Source organism: Methanoregula sp., from assembly GCF_028712425.1.
Lineage (GTDB): Archaea > Halobacteriota > Methanomicrobia > Methanomicrobiales > Methanospirillaceae > Methanoregula.
In genome coordinates, this window is sequence record NZ_JAQTQD010000005.1 from 111193 (window position 1) to 129548 (window position 18356).

The window sequence follows — 18356 nt, forward strand, 5'->3', positions numbered from 1 at the left end:
TTACTGTGTTCAGGTATGGGTGAACAGGTAAATTCCGGGTGTTGGTTCAACCCCTTTCGTGTGTTCCTGGAGCCAGGCTACAGAACCACCAGAGGGATCGGCTGAGCTGATGTCACCGGTAACGATATAGAATATCTTCTGACTGGTATTCAGTGCCCCAAACGATGCCAGTTCTTCCGCGCTCTGGGCTCCGTACCTGAACGTTCCTTCGGTTGCATTGGTGTAATAGTATTCGAAGGGTTGTGAGATATACCCGGGAACAAAGACGAGAATATCCCCCGGCTGGGCTGCCTGGCGTATCTGGCCGGCAAATCCTCTCCAGTCCTCTTTGGAATATGACGTATAATAGCCAACAAAGAATGGGGTTGTCACGCTGAGGACGACAAGCAGTGCCATGACCGCGTACACGATCTTCCGGCTGGAGATCAGGGAATAGACGGGCTTATATGATAGTGCAATGCCGATAAAATACACCGGGGCAAGGATGATGAGGTACCGTGGCTGCATCGGGATCCTGTACGAGAGGAACCAGCTGATAACAAACGGGAGGATTGTCAGAGCCAGAAGGAAAAGCCCTTTGTTCCGGCCAATAAGGAGGGTCTGGATGATCCCAATCACGAAGAGGATAAGGAACAGGAACATTACGAGCTCCGAGAACCCCGAAAGCTGGCGAAACGTCTCCAGGATAATGCCAGCACCCTGTATCCCGAATGTTGGCCCGCCCTCCGTGCGTTTGGCGAAGAGCTGGACAGTAAGGATAAGGAGTGGCAGGCTGATGATGACAAACGTAGCCGCCCCGATGAGAGCCGGCTTCAGCGATTGGAGATTCTTTTTCCATTCAGTTGCTTTCACGAAAATGGCGTACAGGATAAGTGTCCCGGTGATGACGAGGGTATAGAAATGTGTCCAGTACGCAAGGGCGGATAGTGCGCCAAAGAGTGCCCAGTGCGTGACATTGTTGGTCTTCAGTGCCTTTAAGAAAGAGACCATGGCAAATGTGACAAAGAAAAGCCCCATGGAATAGGCCCGGGCTTCCTGGGAGTAAAAGATCAGGAACGGAGAGAAGGTGCAGGCAGCAGCCGCGACAATGCCGACATTCCGGTCAACGAACTCTTTTCCTGCCCAGTACATGAGAGGGATGGTCAGGACACCGCACACCGCGGGCACGAACCGGAGGACCGTCTCGTTGTTCCCGAATACGAGCATGAGGTGCTCAATCCAGTAAAAGAGAGGGGGATTGAACTCCCCACCGGTTGTTGCCGCCCAGATGCCGGGAAGGGACATCGATGCGAACGTATAGGTCGAGGCCTCGTCAAGCCAGAGAGAGTTGAATCCGAGGTTGACGAACCGCAGGATGGCACCGATGAGGGTGAGGGCGAGAAGGAGCTGGGTGTAACGGCTGTGCAGCAGGAGAGAACGAAGGTTTTCCAGGGTCAGGTCCCGAAACGAACTGACAGGGGACGCATACCCGTTATCCAGATCGCAAATCCCTGCTCCGGCAACGTCCTTCCGGCCGCTTCTCCCTTTTTCCTCCCGCTTCTTCGCCATGGCAACTCAGTACTATTGCGTGAATATTCCCTTATAGTTTCTTGCACGGGTTTCCGTGGATGAATTGCGGATGCGGGTGGGCACAGGAACACATCCGCTTGAAAAGATTCAGGATTGTGCTACCGGTCTTCCTTCAACAGTGCCGGTGCGGACAGTGCATCAAGAAGTTGCTCCGGTGTTGAGACAAGTCCTGCCGACTGTTCCAGCATGAGGTTGACCTGTTCATCAATGCCTACCTGCCGGAAGTCTGTCCTGAGCGCAATGATCTTATTTCCCTTAGCGTAAGCATACCCCATCTCCCACGAAGTCCCGGAATCTGCATCTGCCCCGTCAATTACAGCCACAACGATGTCAGATTTTTCAAGAGCTGCCAGGTTCAGCCGGAAGAGCCGGTCATGTTCATTTTTCCCACGGGCTGCAGTGTCGTCACCGGCATCCTGCGGGAGATGGACGGAGAAGAAGTTCTCCTGCAGGAGTCTCGCGATCCCAGCATTATACGAGCGTTCCGCTGCCGAGAAGAGAGGGGCAGCAAGGTAGACCCGGTACCGCGAGAATGTGATGGTGTCTATGGCAGGGATCCCCGGGAACCGTGAAAGGAACACCCCGCGGCCTGGCCGTTTCGGGGGTTCATCGCCCCTGCTGCCGTAATACGTGGCGGTCACCCCGCAGGTTGGCGAGGAGTTGACACCGATGATGCAGAGTGGGGGGCCGTTTTCCCTGATGATCTCCTTCACCTCAGTTTCAAGCTGATCGAGCAGCTCGGAAAAGGCCGGGTTGTCCAGTCGTTCCAGGAAGGTGCCAGGTTGCCGGGCAGGCCCGAGGTACAGCGTCTCCGGGCAGGGCAGCGGGACCATCTGTATCCCGAATTTGTCGCATCGTTCTTTCGTGCGCTGGAACGCCTCGATATCCGATGGCTTCGTGATCCCATCGGCACGGAGGTCCGGGTTGAGGATACAGGGGCTGCAGAGCACGTACATTATTTAGAGTGTTGACACGCACAGATGATCAATGATACCCCTGTATGCCTTCCGGGACAACAGCTGCGATCCCCGGAAATGCACGGTCAAGAAACTGGAGCGGGCCGGGTTTCTTAAAATTTTTCAGAAACTTGGGCAGATTCCCCGCAACACACTAATCCTCGATCCCACGGCAGAACAGGCGCTCTCTCCTGCAGACCGGTTCGTAAAATCTCTTACAGTGCTTGACTGCTCCTGGGAGGTACTCGATACCGGTGCCATCAGCTCGTGGAGGATACGGCGGGCCCTCCCCTTCCTCATGGCAGCAAACCCGGTCAACTTCGGCAAACCCTGCAAGCTCTCATCAGTAGAGGCGGTTGCAGCGGCACTCTATATCATGGGGGAGAAAGACCGGGCAAAGGAGCTGCTCTCGAAAGTGAACTGGGGCATCCGGTTCCTTGAGGTGAACAAGGAGCCGCTGGAACTCTATGCCTCGGCAAAGGACAGTACGGAAGTAGTGAAGTACCAGGCGCTGTTCATCTGAAAGGACAGTCTGTTTTCTGTACCCACGCGACCCCCCTGATGGTCTTTCCTTGCCCAGACCTTGTTTTACGACGGGGATGGTTACTGCGGAGCATATATCCCGGGGCGGGTGGAGGGGGGTCGCATGGGTACAATCCTTGTTTTCCAGGCCCGGTCCGGAGCTCGGGATCAAATTTTTATGACGGGATACCTGATGCTCACAGAGGATTCGGACCCGAGATGTGTACCCATGCGACCCCCGGGCCTGCCAATGTCTCTTTAAGCGGGGCATCGTTTATGGACATAAGGGTTTTTTCCTGTCAGGCATGCGTGCGTTTCGCATAGTTTTTTCCCATCCGGCGCAATGTACGATTGTATGATCAAGGTTGCCATTAACGGGTACGGGACCATCGGCAAGCGCGTGGCCGATGCTGTAGCCGCCCAGAAGGACATGAAGGTGATCGGCGTCTCCAAGACCCGGCCGAACGCAGAGGCATTCGTGGCAAAGCAGCGCGGGTTCCCGCTTTATATCGCCGACCTCTCCAAAAAGGAGGCGTTCGAAAAGGCTGGCCTGAAGGTTGCCGGCAGCGTGGAGGACATGTGCAAAGCTGCTGATGTTATCGTGGATGCTACGCCGGGAAAAGTCGGTGCAACGAACAAGGCCTTGTACGAGAAACTGGGCAAGAAGGCTCTCTGGCAGGGGGGAGAGGAGCACGAACTGGCAGGATTCTCCTTTAACTCATCGTGCAACTACAAGGACGCCATCGGCAGGCAGTTTGTCCGGGTGGTCTCGTGCAACACCACGGGCCTGTGCCGGATCATTAACGAGATCGATAAGGAATACGATGTCTCCCATGTCCATGCCATCATGGTCCGCCGCGGATCAGACCCCGGTGAGATCAAGAAGGGGCCAATAGACGCCATCGTCCTCGACCCGGTCAGCGTCCCCAGCCACCATGGGCCGGACGTCCTCTCAGTCCTCCCTCACATATCGATCACCACTATGGCCATGATTGTGCCGACAACCATGATGCACATGCACGCAATCCAGATGACCACGAAGAAACCGGTTATCAAGGAGCGGGTCATCGAGCTCATCAACAAGCACCCCCGGCTTGGTCTCATCAAGAAGACGGCGGGGCTGAAGAGCACAGCCGAGCTCAAGGAGTTCGCGATGGACCTCGGCCGCCAGCGCTCTGATCTCTGGGAGAACTGTATCTTCGAGGAATCTATCTATGCAAACAAGAACGAACTCTGCTTCTTCCAGGCAATCCACCAGGAGGCTGATGTTGTTGTGGAGAACGTAGACGCAATCCGCGCCATGATGGGCAGCGAGAATGATGCAGCCAAGTCCGTTGCAGCCACGAATGCAGCACTCAATTTCAAAACAATCCAGAATAACCATTAACTCCCTTCATAACCCATTCTTTTTGATGGACGCATACGAGCGTGTTACCCGGAACATTGTCGAAGTCGTCACCGATGACGATCTCCGGGCGCTTCTTTCACAGCCGACAAAACGGGTCTATGCCGGCTACGAGCCGAGCGGTGAGATCCACCTCGGCCACCTTGTCACGATCAATAAACTGGTCGACCTCCAGGCAGCGGGTTTCGAGGTCACCGTTCTGCTCGCAGACCTCCACGCGTTCCTGAACCGGAAGGGGACGATGGAGAAGGTCCGCGAACTGGCCGACTACAATAAGCGCTGCTTCGAGGGGCTGGGGCTGAAGAGCGTAAAGTATGTTCTCGGATCCGAGTTCCAGCTCGACCGGGAATACCAGCTGCTGGTGCTCCGGCTTGCGCAGGAGATCACCCTGAACCGGGCAACGCGGAGCATGGACGAGGTCGGCCGGCAGATGGACGCCCCCACGGTCTCCCAGATGATCTACCCCATCATGCAGGCTGCCGATATCGCCCTGCTGGGTGCCGACGCTGCGGTGGGGGGCATCGACCAGCGGAAGATCCACATGCTTGCCCGGGAGCACCTCATTAACTTCGGGTACAAGGCTCCTGTCTGCATCCACACCCCGATCCTGAACGGGCTGGACGGCAAGAAGATGTCGTCATCGCAGGGGAACTACATCTCCGTTGCTGATACCGAAGACGAGATCCGGAAGAAATGCCAGAAGGCGTTCTGTCCCCCTGAAATTGCAGACAATCCCATTCTCCAGATCTTCCAGCACCACGTCTTCCCCCGGCTCCCGGAGATCACCATCAAGCGGCCGGAGAAGTTCGGCGGAGACCGCTCGTTTGGCAGCTATGCCGATCTCGAAGCGGCCTATGGGAAAGCCGAGATCCACCCGCTCGATCTCAAGAAGGCCTGCGGAGAATCCCTCGTCGAGATCCTTGCACCCGTCCGTGACTATATCCAGTGAACTGCAGGACATGAGAATACCGGTGGCACCACGTGAAAAAGGAGACAAACATCGACAAAAAACTGGAGCGGTTCGACCAGAAGCTCGAAGAGATGGGCATCCGTATCAAGGATGCCAATGATCTCAAAGTGAGGGATGATGTCTTCGATGAGATCACCCTTCTTTCCCTGTACAAACTCGTCCACAAGAAATGGCTCTCGGTTCTCGGGGGATCGATCAGCACCGGCAAGGAAGCAAACGTCTTCTATGGTGAGCGTGACGGGGTTCCTATCGCCATCAAGATCTACCGGATCCGCACAGCGAATTTCACGACCATGAGCTCGTACATCGTCGGCGACAGGAGGTTTTCGCACGTCAAGAAGGCAAAGAAAGAGCTGATCTTTGCCTGGACCCGGAAGGAGTTCTCCAATCTTGCCCGGGCGCGGGAGGCGGGCGTTGCCGTGCCGGAACCGTTTGTCTGGGACCGGAATATCCTGATCATGTCGTTCATGGGCGAGGGAGAGACTCCCTGGCCTCAGATCCGGAATGCACACCTGCCGGACCCGGCGGATACCTATGCCCGGATTATCAGCGATATTGATACCTTGTACAACAAGGCTGAACTGGTCCATGCTGACTTAAGCGAGTTCAATATATTGTACGGAGACCAACCATATCTCATAGACATGGGCCAGTCGGTCACCCGCGATCATCCCCGTGCCCTGCCGTTCCTGATGAGGGACATCAAAAATATCAACCGGTTTTTCAAAAACCGCTGCGAGACCCGGGATGAGGTCGAGGTCTTCAATGCCGTGACCGGATTGAATGTTGCAGAGCCATGATGCCGGCCTGGAGCGCCCTATGAACCACCACACCGTACAAGGGAGAGATACGCTATGATGCAGGAGATAAAAATCGCCGGAAACAGGGTTGGCGTGCTGATTGGAAAGGGCGGCGCCACCAAAAAGGAGCTGGAGACAAAGACCCACACTACCATCACCATCGACAGCAAGGAAGGCCTCGTCAAGGTTGAAGGGAGCGACGAGAACACCGTCTCGCTCCTCAGGGCTGTTGAGATCGTCAATGCCATCAACCGCGGGTTCTCGCCCGAGCGGGCGTTTGAGATGATCGAGGACGAGGACCTCCTCCTTGAAGTGATCGACCTTGCCGGTATGGCAGACAATCCCCGCCAGCTTGACCGTCTCAGGGGGCGGATCATCGGCAAGGACGGCCGGGCCCGCGAACAGATCGAGGACATGACCGACGTCGAAATCTCGGTGTTTGGCAAGACCGTCGCCCTGATCGGGTATCCCGAGCAGCTCAAGACCGCCCGGGCAGCCGTGGATATGCTCATCGAGGGGGTTCCCCATGAGAACGTCTTTGCGTTTCTTGACCGGAAGAAGAAAGAGGCCAAACAGGACATGATCAGCTACTATTACTGAGGATTTCCAAAAACAGAATTTCGTATTTATGTATATTGGTGCATTTCCTGTGGAAAATAATTTGATTAAAAGGTTAGATTTCTCAAAAAGAACTGAAATATCGGCTTTTTTCAGTGGAATTAAAGGGGTCATTTCCAGGGTGTGACATGCAGATATCTGAGCTCCCCCTTCCGGAAAACCTGAAACAGCAGTACCTTGCAAAGGGAATGCTGGAGCTCTACCCGCCCCAGGCAGAATGCGTTGAGCGGGGGATGTTCGAGGGCAAGAATCTGCTCGTTGCCATCCCCACCGCAAGCGGCAAGACGCTCATCGCCGAGATGGCAATGCACAGCCATATTGCGCGGGGAGGGAAGTGCCTTTATATCGTCCCCCTCAAAGCGCTGGCAGGTGAGAAGTTCGAGGAGTTTGGCAACAAGGGCGTCCGCGTTGGGATTGCCACCGGTGACTTCGACCGGCGGGATGATACCCTGGGGAAAAACGACATCGTCGTTGCTACGAGCGAGAAGGTCGACTCCCTCCTGCGCAACAATGCCCGGTGGATTGCAGACATCACGCTCCTTGTTATCGACGAGGTCCACCTCATTGATTCCGAACGCCGCGGGCCGGTGGTCGAGATGGTCATAGCGAAGATGCGACACCGGAACCCGGCCATGCAGGTGATCGGGCTCTCGGCCACCGTCGGCAATCCCAAAATCCTTGCCGGGTGGCTGGATGCGGAACTGGTCACCAGCACGTGGCGACCGGTCGACCTCCGGCAGGGTGTTTTCTGCAATGACCGGATCCACTTCCGGGAGGGCGAGCGCCGGGTTAAGGTGGTTTCAAAGAACTTCGATGACATCAATCTCTGCCTGGATACCATTGCCGAGGGGGGCCAGTGCCTGGTCTTTGTCTCATCGCGCCGCAATGCCGAGGCCTTTGCGAAACGAGCTGCCGGGGCGATCAAGAGCGAGGACCCGGGCCTGAAAGAGTCTGCACAGGAACTGGAGAAGACCGCCGAGACCGAGATGGGCAAGACGCTTGCCGCCTGTGTTGCCCGGGGGGCAGCATTCCACCATGCCGGGCTCAGCCGGCCGGAGCGGGCGATTGTCGAGGCGGGATTCCGCAACGGCCTGATCAAGTGCATCTCCTCAACCCCGACACTTGCCGCGGGGCTGAACCTCCCTGCCCGCCGGGTGATCATCCGCGATTACCTCCGGTTTGCCGCCGGCGAGGGCATGCAGCCGATCCCCGCAAGCGAGTACCACCAGATGGCGGGGAGGGCCGGCAGGCCCCGGCTGGACCCTTATGGTGAGGCAGTGCTCATTGCAAAGGACGAGGGGCAGGTCGAAGAGCTGTTCGAGTACTACATCGATGCACCCCCCGAAGAGGTCCACTCGAAGATTGCCGAGCCGACCGCGCTCTACACCCATGTGCTCTCCCTCATCGCCTCCGGGTTTGCGGGCACGCGAAACGAGCTCCTCTCCTTCATGGACAGGAGTTTTTACGTCCACGAGCACCGGCAGGGCAGGCTGATGCAGAAGGCGGTCGATGCCGCACTGAAATTCCTTGTTGACAATGATATGATCCTCGAGGTTGGCGAGCACCTCGGGTCCTCGGAGTTCGGCACCCTGGTATCGAGGCTGTATATTGATCCCCGGAGCGCCGCCCTGATCGTTTCCACCCTCAGGAAAACAAAAGACTATTCCGATACCGGGCTGCTCCACCTCATCTGCAGCACACCGGACATGCCCCGGCTCTATGTCCGTAACGCGGACCGCGGTGCCCTCGACAGGATGCTGGACGAGCATGAAGGCGAGCTCTGGCTTGAGATGCCTTATGAGGAGGAGGATCAGGAAGAGTACTACCGGTCTCTCAAGACGGCGATGCTCCTCTCGGACTGGGCTGACGAGATGCCCGATGCCCGGATCTGCGAACGGTACTCTGTTGGGCCGGGGGATGTGTACGGTATGGTGGAGAGTGTGAACTGGCTGCTGCATGCCAGCGGGGAACTCGCCCGTATGTTCGCCGGGACCTTCCATCCCAGGATCCGCGAGTTCGAGACCTGCATGAAGAACGGGATACGGCGCGAGCTCCTCCCGCTCGTGAAGCTCCGGGGAATCGGGCGTGTCCGTGCCCGCCGGCTCTTCAACAACGGCATCACCTCCCCCGAGGCGGTCCTTGATGCGGGGATCGGGGCAGTGACAAAGCTGATCGGGAGGGGTATTGCCGAGCAGGTGTTCGCCCAGCTGGAACGATCGGGGCGGGGCTTGTCTGTACAGGCTGAAGAAGATACCCCGGCAGGACAGTCAACGCTCTCTCATTTCGGGTGATTGTATGGATAGCTCTGAAAACCCCTGTGAAATCCGGGCTGCCCTGTGCTTTATTACGGATAAGGCGGAATTTCTCCTCCGGCTAAAAGAGGTGTCCCGGCAGTTTCAAGCCCACATCATCTGCTTCAATGCCGATATGCTCGCAGGAAGACGACATGCGGAGATGGCCGTGTATCATGCAGTCCGTTCATTTGAGCGGGGGGATTCGATCTCAAATACCCTTGAGATGGAGGCACTCCTCTATGCGGCAGGGTCACGGCAGTGCAATGTCGGCGCATCGTTCGGGATCCACAATGGTGAGAACCATCTCTGGATCTGCTGTATTCCCAGCCCGGAGGGCGTCTGGCAGGCCCTTGAGCGGGAGTTCTCATTCCTGCAGGACAATTCCTGGGATCAAATCAACGGGGAAAAACGGGATCTCCTCATGAAGTTGTTCAGGATCCCGCAAACGGAGCTTGCGTCCCTTGAGAGCCCCTGCCGGATCCGTGATCTGGTCCTTGAACGTGTTGCCCTGCTTGAGGTCCTGCGATAATCCGTATGGATTGTCCGGACTGAACCGGCATTCTGATCGGGCCTGTTTCCGTTCAACGCATCTTTCACTGTATCTGGTTACAGGTTTGCATGAGAGAGGATATGGGTAATTTCCGGAACTATCAGTTCGGTTGTTGCAAGAGTTACTGCGGGGGTGGAGCCGGGAATACAGAAGATTGCGTTTCCCTTACATATCCCGGCCACTGCGCGGGTGAGCATCGCGGCCGTACCAATCTGCTGGATACTTTTCATCCGGAAGAATTCACCGAATCCCTCGATCCGTTTTTCCAGGAGCGGTGAGATCGCCTCTATCGTGCAGTCATCGTGGGTCAGGCCGGTCCCCCCGTTGATGATAATGCAGTTAGCCTGTTTCATTGCCTGGAACCAGGCATCGCGGATGTCCTCGATCCGGTCGGGAACGATGGTATAATAGGTAACGAGAAAATTCTTGTCCTCAAGGATCTGCCTGATTGTTTTTCCGCTGGTGTCGTTTTCCCGGGTTCTTGTAGTGGAGACGGTGATGATGGCTGCTGTAATTTCAAGGGACCGGGCATGGGCGTGGCTCATAATACTCTGATGTTATCTGTCCCGGATTAAGAGAATTCTGGATTGGTTTGAAGGAATTGCTCGCGCTGCCTGAATCCGTTTCGTATTTTTTCCAGTTTTTCCTGCAGGATTATCCCGGAAAATTTCCGTGATTGGTGATAAATCCTGCCAAAAGGTAACTTCTCCCGTGGAAGAAGATTGGGAAAAGAGGGATTATTAGTAATCCTCTTCCATTAAAACTGGTTTTTTTCTGATGAGCTTATTATTGTCAATAGCCGGGACCCCTTTGTTTCTTCTGGAGTAGCTTTTGGCAGGTCCGGCATCTAATCATTGTGCGGACCGATACAGGACTTTGGGTTGCGATCATTGCCAGGCCATTCCGTTTGTTTTATATAGTATTAAAGATATATTGTGAAATGGCTGTTATTTTCAAAATATCAACAAAACAGGTGTTGATGTTATTTTTGCTCCACAGGAAATAAAGGGGTCTCCCCCACAACACTATTAAATCCTCTGTTACATTGCTCGGCAATATCGGAGTAAACATTAGTGTTAAAGATGTAAAGAATCAACAGGAATTGAAATTAAAAAAACCCAAAAAATTTTGCGTCAATTCAATCCAAATTAAAAAAGAACGAATAATCACGCGATCTCCATTGGAAATAAGGGGGTTTATAAACCCTCACCCAAACCGATCGTTATTTAGTCTTAACTCACTAATCCTCAGCTCCTCAGTGTGACTATGCCGGAAACAGATGACCCCTCAACGGGACTATTCAAAAAATATCTCACCAATAATCGCATTTTTAAAGACCGGGAAGTACTGCGGCACTCCTACCGCCCCCAGATTCTGCCACACAGGAAACCCCAGATCGATGAAGTGGCCTCCATTCTTGCCCCCTCCCTGCGAAATGAGACCCCCTCCAATATTCTCATCTACGGTAAGACAGGAACTGGTAAGACGGCGTGTGTCCGGTTTGTCGGCTCGGAGCTTGAAAAGGCGAGCAGCAAGATGGGGACGCTTTGCAGGATTGTGCACCTGAATTGTGAAGTGATCGATACCCAGTACCGGGTCCTGGCCCAGATCGCAAAATGCCTCGATGTAGTCGATGAGATGTCGAGTGACAAGACCCGGACCCACATCCCGATGACCGGGTGGCCGACCGACCAGGTGTATGCCGAACTGAAGAATCAGCTGGAGGCCGGTGGCGGGGTCCTTGTCATCGTCCTTGACGAAATCGACAAACTTGTTAAGAAGAGTGGTGATGACACCCTCTACAATCTGACAAGGATCAATGCCGATCTGAAAAATTCTAAGGTATCCATTATCGGCATCTCCAACGACCTGAGCTTCAAGGATTTTCTGGACCCCCGCGTCCTCTCCTCCCTCTCTGAGGAAGAGATCGTATTCCCCCCGTATAACGCGCCCCAGCTGGTGGACATCCTTGCCCAGCGCGCCGAGCAGGCGTTTGTCGCCGGTGCAATCGCCGAAGGGGTAATCCCGCTCTGCTCAGCACTTGCCGCACAGGAGCATGGCGATGCACGGCGGGCACTCGACCTCTTCCGGATTTCCGGGGAGCTTGCTGACCGGGATGAGGTGTCCAAACAGGTGACGGAAGCGCATGTCAAGCAGGCTCAGGCCAAGATCGAGACCGACAGCATGATAGAGTGTATCGCAACGCTGCCAACCCAGAGCAAGCTGATCCTGTATTCCATGCTCATCCTGGAACAGCTGGGACAGAATATCTTTACGAGCGGCGAAGTCTCACGTATATATCAGGACATCGCCCCGAGCATCGAGCTCGATGTGCTCACCCACCGGAGGATAACCGACCTGATCTCCGAGCTGAATATGCTCGGCGTCATCAACACCCGTGTCGTGAGCCGCGGGCGGTACGGCAGGACCAAGGAGATGTGGTTCGATGCCAACACGGGCAAGATCCGCGAGGTCGTTTTAAAGGACACGCGTCTCAACGGCCTCAAGGATCTCGATGTCTCCCAGATGGAAGCCAAGTGGCTCAAGACCTGGTTCAGGTGAACTATGACGGATGAAAAGGATCTCGAGCTCCTCCGCATCCTGGAGGAGAACAGCCGGCTGTCGACAGAAGAAATAGCGACTATGACCAGCCTCGCCGCAGCCGAGGTTGCACGCCGTATCGGGGCCCTTGAAGCCGCCCAGGTCATCAAACGCTACTCAACGGTAGTCAACTGGGAGAAAGCCGGAAACGGGGAGGTCTCGGCCATCATCGAGCTGAAAGTGAGCCCCGAGCGCGATTTCGGGTACGACCGGATTGCCGAACGCCTGTCACGGTTCCGCCAGGTCAGGAGCCTGCGCCTCATCACCGGTACCTATGACCTCCAGCTCATTGTTTCCGGGAAGAATATGCAGGAAGTGTCACGGTTTGTCTCCGAGCATGTGGCCCCCATGGACCGGATCCGCGAGACGGCCACGCACATTATCATGAAGTCGTACAAGGAGAACGGCAATGCCTTCTTCGAACAGCCGGAGACGGAACGTCTTCCCTACTGCCCGTGAGGTGCCGGAATGCGGAATTTTGTCTCACAGCGGGCCCAGGAGATCCCACCCTCGGGCATCAGGAAATTTTTCGATCTTGTCCTGACGATGGACGACGTAGTATCCCTCGGGGTAGGAGAACCGGATTTTAATACTCCTTGGAACATCTGCGAATCGGGCATCTACTCGATTGAACAGGGGGGGACGTCCTATACTTCCAACCGCGGGCTCCAGGCCCTTCGGGACACCCTCTCGCGCTATCTCGCCCAGCACTATGGCGTGAATTATGACAACAATAGCGAGATGATCATCACAACCGGGGTGTCAGAAGCGCTTGATATCGCTGTCAGGGCGATCACCGACCCCGGCGATGAGGTTATTGTTGCCCAGCCCGGCTACGTCTCATACGGCCCCTGTATCACCCTTGCCGGGGGGACACCGGTCCCGCTCCGGTGCACGGAGAAGGACCACTTCAAAATTAATCCGGATACGCTTGCCGAACAGATCACGCCAAAGACAAAGGCGCTGGTCATGAACTTCCCGAATAACCCGACAGGCGGGGTAATGACCAAAAGCGACCTGAAAGCTGTTGCGGATATCATCATCGACCACGACCTCCTGCTCATCAGCGACGAGGTTTATGCCGAGCTGACGTACGAGGGGAGCCATTGCGTTGCGGCAACGGTCAGTGATCTCTGGGAACGGACCATCACCCTGAACGGGTTCTCCAAGGCCTATGCCATGACCGGGTGGCGGATCGGGTACCTCTGTGCCCCGGAAGAGCTCTGCGATGCAGCTCTCAAGATCCACCAGTACGTGATGCTCTGTGCACCCGTTATGGGGCAGGTCGGGGCACTTGAAGCGCTCCGGTCGGCAGAGGAGGATAAGAACAACATGGTGAACGAGTACCGTCTCCGCCGTAACCTGTTCGTGGCCGGCCTCAACCGGATCGGCCTCCCCTGCCATGTACCGGAAGGTGCGTTCTACGCCTTCCCGTCAGTTGAGAAGACCGGGCTCTCGGACACGGAGTTTGCCGAGCGCCTCTTAAAGGAGCAGAAGGTTGCCGTTGTCCCGGGTAGTGTTTTTGGCCCCGGTGGCGAGGGGCATCTGCGGTGTGCCTACGCGGTCTCAAGAAAGGAACTTGGCGAGGCCCTTGAACGGATGGACCGGTTCCTGCAGAGCCTGTAATCTCTCAGGTGGGGACAACCTCACTATCGGCCTATTTTTCTATACATTTGTCTCAGGGAATAGTTTATTGGGAAACTCACACAATACTACATGAAAGACAATGAGCTGTTCTATCATCGTTGGTGGATTTTTTGGGGATGAGGGGAAGGGCAAGGTTGTTGCCCACATTGCCTATAAGGACAAACCCGTCATCATCTCCCGCGGCGGTGTGGGCCCGAATGCCGGGCACACTGTCCAGGTTGGAACCAAGGAATATGGCGTCCGCATGGTCCCATCCGGATTTGTCTATAAGGACGCAAAGTTATGCATTGGCAGCGGAGTCCTTGTTGATCCCCGGATCCTGAAACATGAAGTCGAGACACTGGGTGTCAGGGGACGTGTTTTCGTAGACAAACGCTGCGGCATCATAACGGAAGACCATATTGCCCGCGACAAGGGAAGCGCCCATCTGGCAAAGAAGATTGGCAGCACAGGCTCGGGCTGCGGGCCGGCAAATTCCGACCGGGTCATGCGAACCTCCCCGCAGGCAAAGGACGTTCCCGAACTTGCTGAGTACCTGCTCGATGTGCCAAAAGCAATCGACGATGCCCTGAAACAGAACCAGAACGTTCTTCTCGAAGGCACCCAGGGATTTGGCATCTCCCTGTATTATGGGACATACCCCTTCGTGACCAGCAAGGACACATCAGCCTCCCAGATTGCCGCAGACAACGGTGTCGGCCCGACACGGATCGATGACGTCGTTGTCGTCTTCAAGGCATATCCCACCCGTGTCGGCGAAGGGCCGTTCTCAACCGAGATGTCGGCCGAGAAGTCCGATGCCATGGGAATCCAGGAGTTTGGCACCGTTACCCACAGAAAGCGCCGTATCGGTGGCTGGGATGGCGAGATGGCACGGTACTCGGCCATGATCAACGGCTGCACCCAGGCAGCTATCACCGGCATCGACCGGGTAGACAAGGACTGTTTCGGGATCACCGAATACGCAAAACTGACCAAAAAGGCCAGGGACTTCATCAAGCAGGCCGAGGAAGACATCGGCTGCCCCGTTGCCCTGATCTCCACCGGACCGGAGATTACCCAGATCATCGATATCCGGGATGAACTGAAATGAAACGTTCACTGATGGATATCCTCTGCTGCCCGGTATGCAAAGGGGATCTTTCTCTCAAAGTTGATGCAGAAGATGCAAAAGAAATCCTTGAAGGGACCCTGCACTGTGCCTCCTGCAGGGTGGATTATCCCATCCACGAGGGTATCCCCAACCTCCTCCCTCCACAGGGACCCTGATACTGAAGGTTCCGGTATGACAATCCCCACTCTTTTTTCTGTTCTGGTTGCAGCAGGCGGAGAGGGAGATGCCGGGTACGAAGTCCATCTGAACCGGAGCAGTATCAACTCCATTGATGTACCCCGGGAGAAGATCGTTGCAGAGCCAGGGGGCCTCCTCCGCATACGATTCATGAACCACGGGGCGCCGATTCATATCACCATCACCGCCTCCAATGCCGGGGCATTCACCAGTTTTTTTCATGAGAACCTGTATGTTGTTGATGAATCGATCCTAGCAATACCCATTCTCAAAGACTGCCCGCCGGGCACGTTCGACCTTGATGTCATCTCGGGCTACGGCTTGATGAAAGCACAGATTCCTGTCAGCATCCTGCCCCCGCAGGCATCACGCCCGACCATCCGCGAGGAATATCCTCTCCAACCTGTTGCCCGCGGCCGGCCTCATCCCCTGATGATCATGATGGGTGTCGCGCTCCTCCTGTACTGCGCCTGGTTCTATACCGGGACAGTGTTCCTCAATATCGCGGCATTCATCACGCTCATTGTCGGGGCACTCTACACATGGTACCGTCAGCAATAACGCTTGCACCCCTGGTCCTGTGCGCGGCACTTGTTCTTGACCGGATCATGGGCGATCCGCAGTCCCGGTATCACCCTGTCGCCCTTCTTGGATCGTTTATAGCATTCTGGGGGAAGCCGGATTGTTACCCGGTAAGTATCCAGCGTATTGTCGGAGTCCTGTTATGGGTAGTGACAGTACTCCTGTTTTGTATTCCATTCATCCTTGTCTCTCTCTATGCCCCCTGGTACCTGTATCTCCTCCTTGCTCCCGTGCTCCTGAAATTCTGCTTCGCCTGGCGGTCTCTTGAGGAACACGCCCTTGCCGTGGTCTCGGCACTAAAGGAGGGCATGGAAAAGGGTCGGGAGAAAGTCGGGCTCCTGGTGTCCCGGGACACTGCGTCTCTTGACCGCGATCATATCCTCTCGGCTGGTTTTGAGTCCATGACCGAGAACTTAAACGACAGTATCATCGCCCCCCTCTTCTGGTTTACCCTTCTTGGCCTCCCGGGAGCCGCAGCATGCCGGGCCATCAACACCATGGATGCCATGCTCGGGTACCAGGACGAGCGTGAACGCCTCGGGTGGTGTACTGCACGGATGGATGATATCATGAATTTCATTCCGGCGCGGGTAACCGTCCTCCTCCTTCTCGCCTGGTTTGCTCTGAAAGGCACACTGCCCCAGGCATGGCGGGTAATGCAGCGCGACGGCCACCTGCGTCCCGGTTTCAACGGGGGTATTATTATGGGGGCAATGGCTGGGGGAACATGCACCCGGTTTGAAAAACCTGGTATCTATAGAATTGGAGACGGAAACCGGACACTTGATGAAGCGGGCGCGGATATCCTGTCTGCGGTCAGGGCCGTCACCGTGATGTATGCAGCTCTTACCTGTAGTACTCTGATTTTATTGGGTGCCGTGATCAATCATTTAGGCATATGAAACTGGAAGAGCTGAGATTTGGCACTGAGCTCCTCAAGCGCGGCTTCGCAGCCATGCAGAAAGGGGGCGTGATCATGGATGTCGTCAATGCCGAGCAGGCGAAGATCGCCGAGGATGCCGGCGCGGTTGCCGTGATGTCCCTTGAGCGGGTGCCGTCGGATATCCGGAAAGCAGGGGGCGTTGCCCGCATGGCAGATCCCGAGAAGGTCATCGAGATTATCGAGACAGTCTCCATCCCGGTGATGGGAAAGGTCCGCATCGGCCACTTTGTCGAAGCGCAGGTCTTAGAAATCCTTGGGGTCGACATGATCGATGAGAGCGAGGTCCTGACCCCCGCAGACGAGCAATACCATATCGATAAGAAGCAGTTCACGGTCCCCTTCGTCTGCGGTGCCCGCGATCTTGGCGAAGCGCTCCGGAGGATCAACGAGGGTGCGGCCATGATCCGGACTAAGGGCGAGGCCGGTACGGGAAATGTCGTGGAAGCGGTCCGCCACATGCGCACGATTATGGGCGAGATCCGGATGCTCCGCGGCCTTGACAAACAGGAGATGGCCGATTATGCCCGCGAGATCGAAGCCCCCGCGGAACTGGTCTTCGAATGTGCCGAGCGTGGCAGGCTCCCGGTCGTTAACTTCTCCGCAGGCGGCATTGCTACGCCGTCAGACGCTGCGCTCATGATGCAGCTGGGAGCTGACGGCGTCTTCGTCGGATCCGGCATCTTCAAGTCCTCGAACCCGAAGCTGATGGCCAAAGCCATTGTCGAGGCGGTCAACCACTTCGATGATGCGGAAGTGCTCGCAAAGGTCAGCAAAGGCCTTGGCGACGCCATGCCAGGCCTCGATGTCCACAAGCTCTCGGACGACGAGGTGCTGCAGACCCGTGGACGCTAAGATCGGCGTTCTCGCGCTCCAGGGGAACGTGAGCGAACATATCGACGCGTTCCTGTCGGTGCTCGAACGGATGGGCCACGGCCCCTCTTCCGAGGTTTTCGAGGTGAGGAGCCCGGCCGATCTTGCGGAATGCAACGCCCTTGCCCTGCCGGGCGGAGAGTCGACAACCATCTCCCGCCTGATCGACAAGAACGGGCTGTATGAGCCCCTTCGGGCGTTTCCGGGAGGGATCTTTGCAACCTGCGCCGGGATGGTGCTGATGGCCAGCCACGTGGAAGATCCCCGGATCCGCCCGCTTGGTCTTATTGACATGGCCGTTGACCGGAACGCGTTTGGCAGGCAGCGGGAATCGTTTGAAGCCGACCTCGTCATGGACGGGCTTGAGGGAGGACCGTTCCATGCCGTCTTCATCCGGGCACCCGTGGTCAGATCGGCAGGAAACGCTGTTCATATCCTTGCTGAGATCCCGCAGGGGATCGTCGCTGTCGAACAGGGAAAACACATGGCGTTTTCCTTCCATCCCGAGCTCGGGGAGGACACCCGTCTCCATGAACGGTTCCTGCAACGGCAGGGGATTACGAATCTGGCCTCGTGATTGTTGCAGAGAAGTATGAACAGGTCCGGTACTGGTGCCTGATCGGAAAGTGATTTTACTTTCGCGGTGCTATGCACAAGAGAATAACCACAACAATACCAGTTTCTTTCAGCTGCAGCCAGTCTGCAATCCAGACTCCCGTACGCGTTAACCCCTCATAA

The 18356-nt window shown here is 56.0% G+C and carries 19 protein-coding genes; 16 read left to right on the forward strand and 3 right to left on the reverse strand.

Translation table 11 applies throughout. From position 1 onward, the window contains the following. Nucleotides 1–9 precede the first annotated feature (9 nt). On the reverse strand, nucleotides 10–1548 hold the full coding sequence (locus tag PHF39_RS04160) for a glycosyltransferase family 39 protein (RefSeq protein WP_300220511.1): 1539 nt from the start codon (nucleotides 1546–1548) through the stop codon (nucleotides 10–12). 119 nt (nucleotides 1549–1667) lie between these two features. Continuing rightward, the gene (locus tag PHF39_RS04165) at nucleotides 1668–2525 is read right to left on the reverse strand and encodes a nucleoside 2-deoxyribosyltransferase (RefSeq protein ID WP_300220513.1); all 858 of its coding nucleotides are present in this window, start codon (nucleotides 2523–2525) and stop codon (nucleotides 1668–1670) included. A gap of 31 nt (nucleotides 2526–2556) precedes the next feature. On the opposite strand from PHF39_RS04165, the gene PHF39_RS04170 reads away from it, so the two are divergent. The 7 genes from PHF39_RS04170 to cgi121 all read left to right on the forward strand — a co-directional run bounded on the left by PHF39_RS04170 (nucleotide 2557) and on the right by cgi121 (nucleotide 9663). Next, nucleotides 2557–3048 carry a DUF367 family protein gene (locus PHF39_RS04170; protein WP_300220514.1) on the forward strand — a complete coding sequence of 164 codons (492 nt, stop codon included), beginning with the start codon at nucleotides 2557–2559 and terminating at the stop codon, nucleotides 3046–3048. Between the two features lie 354 nt (nucleotides 3049–3402). After that, a complete protein-coding gene (locus PHF39_RS04175) occupies nucleotides 3403–4434 on the forward strand; it encodes a type II glyceraldehyde-3-phosphate dehydrogenase (protein ID WP_300220516.1) in 1032 nt (343 codons plus the stop codon). Nucleotides 4435–4459: 25 nt separating this feature from the next. Next, the gene (locus PHF39_RS04180) at nucleotides 4460–5401 is read left to right on the forward strand and encodes a tyrosine--tRNA ligase (protein WP_300220518.1); all 942 of its coding nucleotides are present in this window, start codon (nucleotides 4460–4462) and stop codon (nucleotides 5399–5401) included. A gap of 92 nt (nucleotides 5402–5493) precedes the next feature. Next, nucleotides 5494–6222 carry a serine protein kinase RIO gene (locus PHF39_RS04185; RefSeq protein ID WP_300220623.1) on the forward strand — a complete coding sequence of 243 codons (729 nt, stop codon included), beginning with the start codon at nucleotides 5494–5496 and terminating at the stop codon, nucleotides 6220–6222. Nucleotides 6223–6276: 54 nt separating this feature from the next. Further along, nucleotides 6277–6822, forward strand: a complete 546-nt coding sequence (locus PHF39_RS04190) for a KH domain-containing protein (protein WP_300220521.1) — start codon at nucleotides 6277–6279, stop codon at nucleotides 6820–6822. A 146-nt stretch (nucleotides 6823–6968) separates the two neighbouring features. After that, nucleotides 6969–9131, forward strand: coding sequence for an ATP-dependent DNA helicase (locus PHF39_RS04195; protein WP_300220524.1), 2163 nt, complete (start codon nucleotides 6969–6971; stop codon nucleotides 9129–9131). Between the two features lie 4 nt (nucleotides 9132–9135). Further along, nucleotides 9136–9663, forward strand: coding sequence for a KEOPS complex subunit Cgi121 (gene cgi121, locus PHF39_RS04200; RefSeq protein WP_300220527.1), 528 nt, complete (start codon nucleotides 9136–9138; stop codon nucleotides 9661–9663). Between the two features lie 77 nt (nucleotides 9664–9740). On the opposite strand, the gene PHF39_RS04205 is transcribed toward cgi121, so the two are convergent. Next, nucleotides 9741–10229, reverse strand: coding sequence for a MogA/MoaB family molybdenum cofactor biosynthesis protein (locus tag PHF39_RS04205; protein WP_300220530.1), 489 nt, complete (start codon nucleotides 10227–10229; stop codon nucleotides 9741–9743). Nucleotides 10230–10950: 721 nt separating this feature from the next. Here PHF39_RS04205 and PHF39_RS04210 point away from each other — a divergent pair. The 9 genes from PHF39_RS04210 (at nucleotide 10951) to pdxT (ending at nucleotide 18195) form a co-directional block, all read left to right on the forward strand. Beyond that, on the forward strand, nucleotides 10951–12246 hold the full coding sequence (locus PHF39_RS04210) for an ORC1-type DNA replication protein (protein ID WP_300220533.1): 1296 nt from the start codon (nucleotides 10951–10953) through the stop codon (nucleotides 12244–12246). Nucleotides 12247–12249: 3 nt separating this feature from the next. After that, nucleotides 12250–12744: an Lrp/AsnC family transcriptional regulator gene (locus tag PHF39_RS04215; RefSeq protein WP_300220536.1), complete on the forward strand. Its 495-nt coding sequence runs from the start codon at nucleotides 12250–12252 to the stop codon at nucleotides 12742–12744. 9 nt (nucleotides 12745–12753) lie between these two features. Next, nucleotides 12754–13911, forward strand: a complete 1158-nt coding sequence (locus PHF39_RS04220) for an aminotransferase class I/II-fold pyridoxal phosphate-dependent enzyme (RefSeq protein WP_300220539.1) — start codon at nucleotides 12754–12756, stop codon at nucleotides 13909–13911. Between the two features lie 100 nt (nucleotides 13912–14011). Further along, complete coding sequence (locus PHF39_RS04225; protein ID WP_300220542.1) at nucleotides 14012–15025, forward strand: adenylosuccinate synthetase; 1014 nt, start codon at nucleotides 14012–14014, stop codon at nucleotides 15023–15025. Beyond that, nucleotides 15022–15201 (forward strand): methytransferase partner Trm112, encoded by a 180-nt coding sequence (locus PHF39_RS04230; RefSeq protein ID WP_300220545.1) that lies wholly within the window; start codon nucleotides 15022–15024, stop codon nucleotides 15199–15201. The genes PHF39_RS04225 and PHF39_RS04230 overlap by 4 nt, the downstream gene beginning before the upstream one ends. Nucleotides 15202–15217: 16 nt before the next feature. After that, nucleotides 15218–15784: a hypothetical protein gene (locus tag PHF39_RS04235; protein ID WP_300220548.1), complete on the forward strand. Its 567-nt coding sequence runs from the start codon at nucleotides 15218–15220 to the stop codon at nucleotides 15782–15784. After that, nucleotides 15766–16707 carry an adenosylcobinamide-phosphate synthase CbiB gene (cbiB, locus tag PHF39_RS04240; RefSeq protein WP_300220551.1) on the forward strand — a complete coding sequence of 314 codons (942 nt, stop codon included), beginning with the start codon at nucleotides 15766–15768 and terminating at the stop codon, nucleotides 16705–16707. The genes PHF39_RS04235 and cbiB overlap by 19 nt, the downstream gene beginning before the upstream one ends. Continuing rightward, on the forward strand, nucleotides 16704–17600 hold the full coding sequence (gene pdxS / locus PHF39_RS04245; protein ID WP_300220554.1) for a pyridoxal 5'-phosphate synthase lyase subunit PdxS: 897 nt from the start codon (nucleotides 16704–16706) through the stop codon (nucleotides 17598–17600). The genes cbiB and pdxS overlap by 4 nt, the downstream gene beginning before the upstream one ends. Beyond that, a complete protein-coding gene (gene pdxT / locus PHF39_RS04250; RefSeq protein WP_300220557.1) occupies nucleotides 17590–18195 on the forward strand; it encodes a pyridoxal 5'-phosphate synthase glutaminase subunit PdxT in 606 nt (201 codons plus the stop codon). Before pdxS ends, pdxT begins: the two co-directional genes overlap by 11 nt. The last annotated feature ends 161 nt before the right edge of the window (nucleotides 18196–18356 follow it).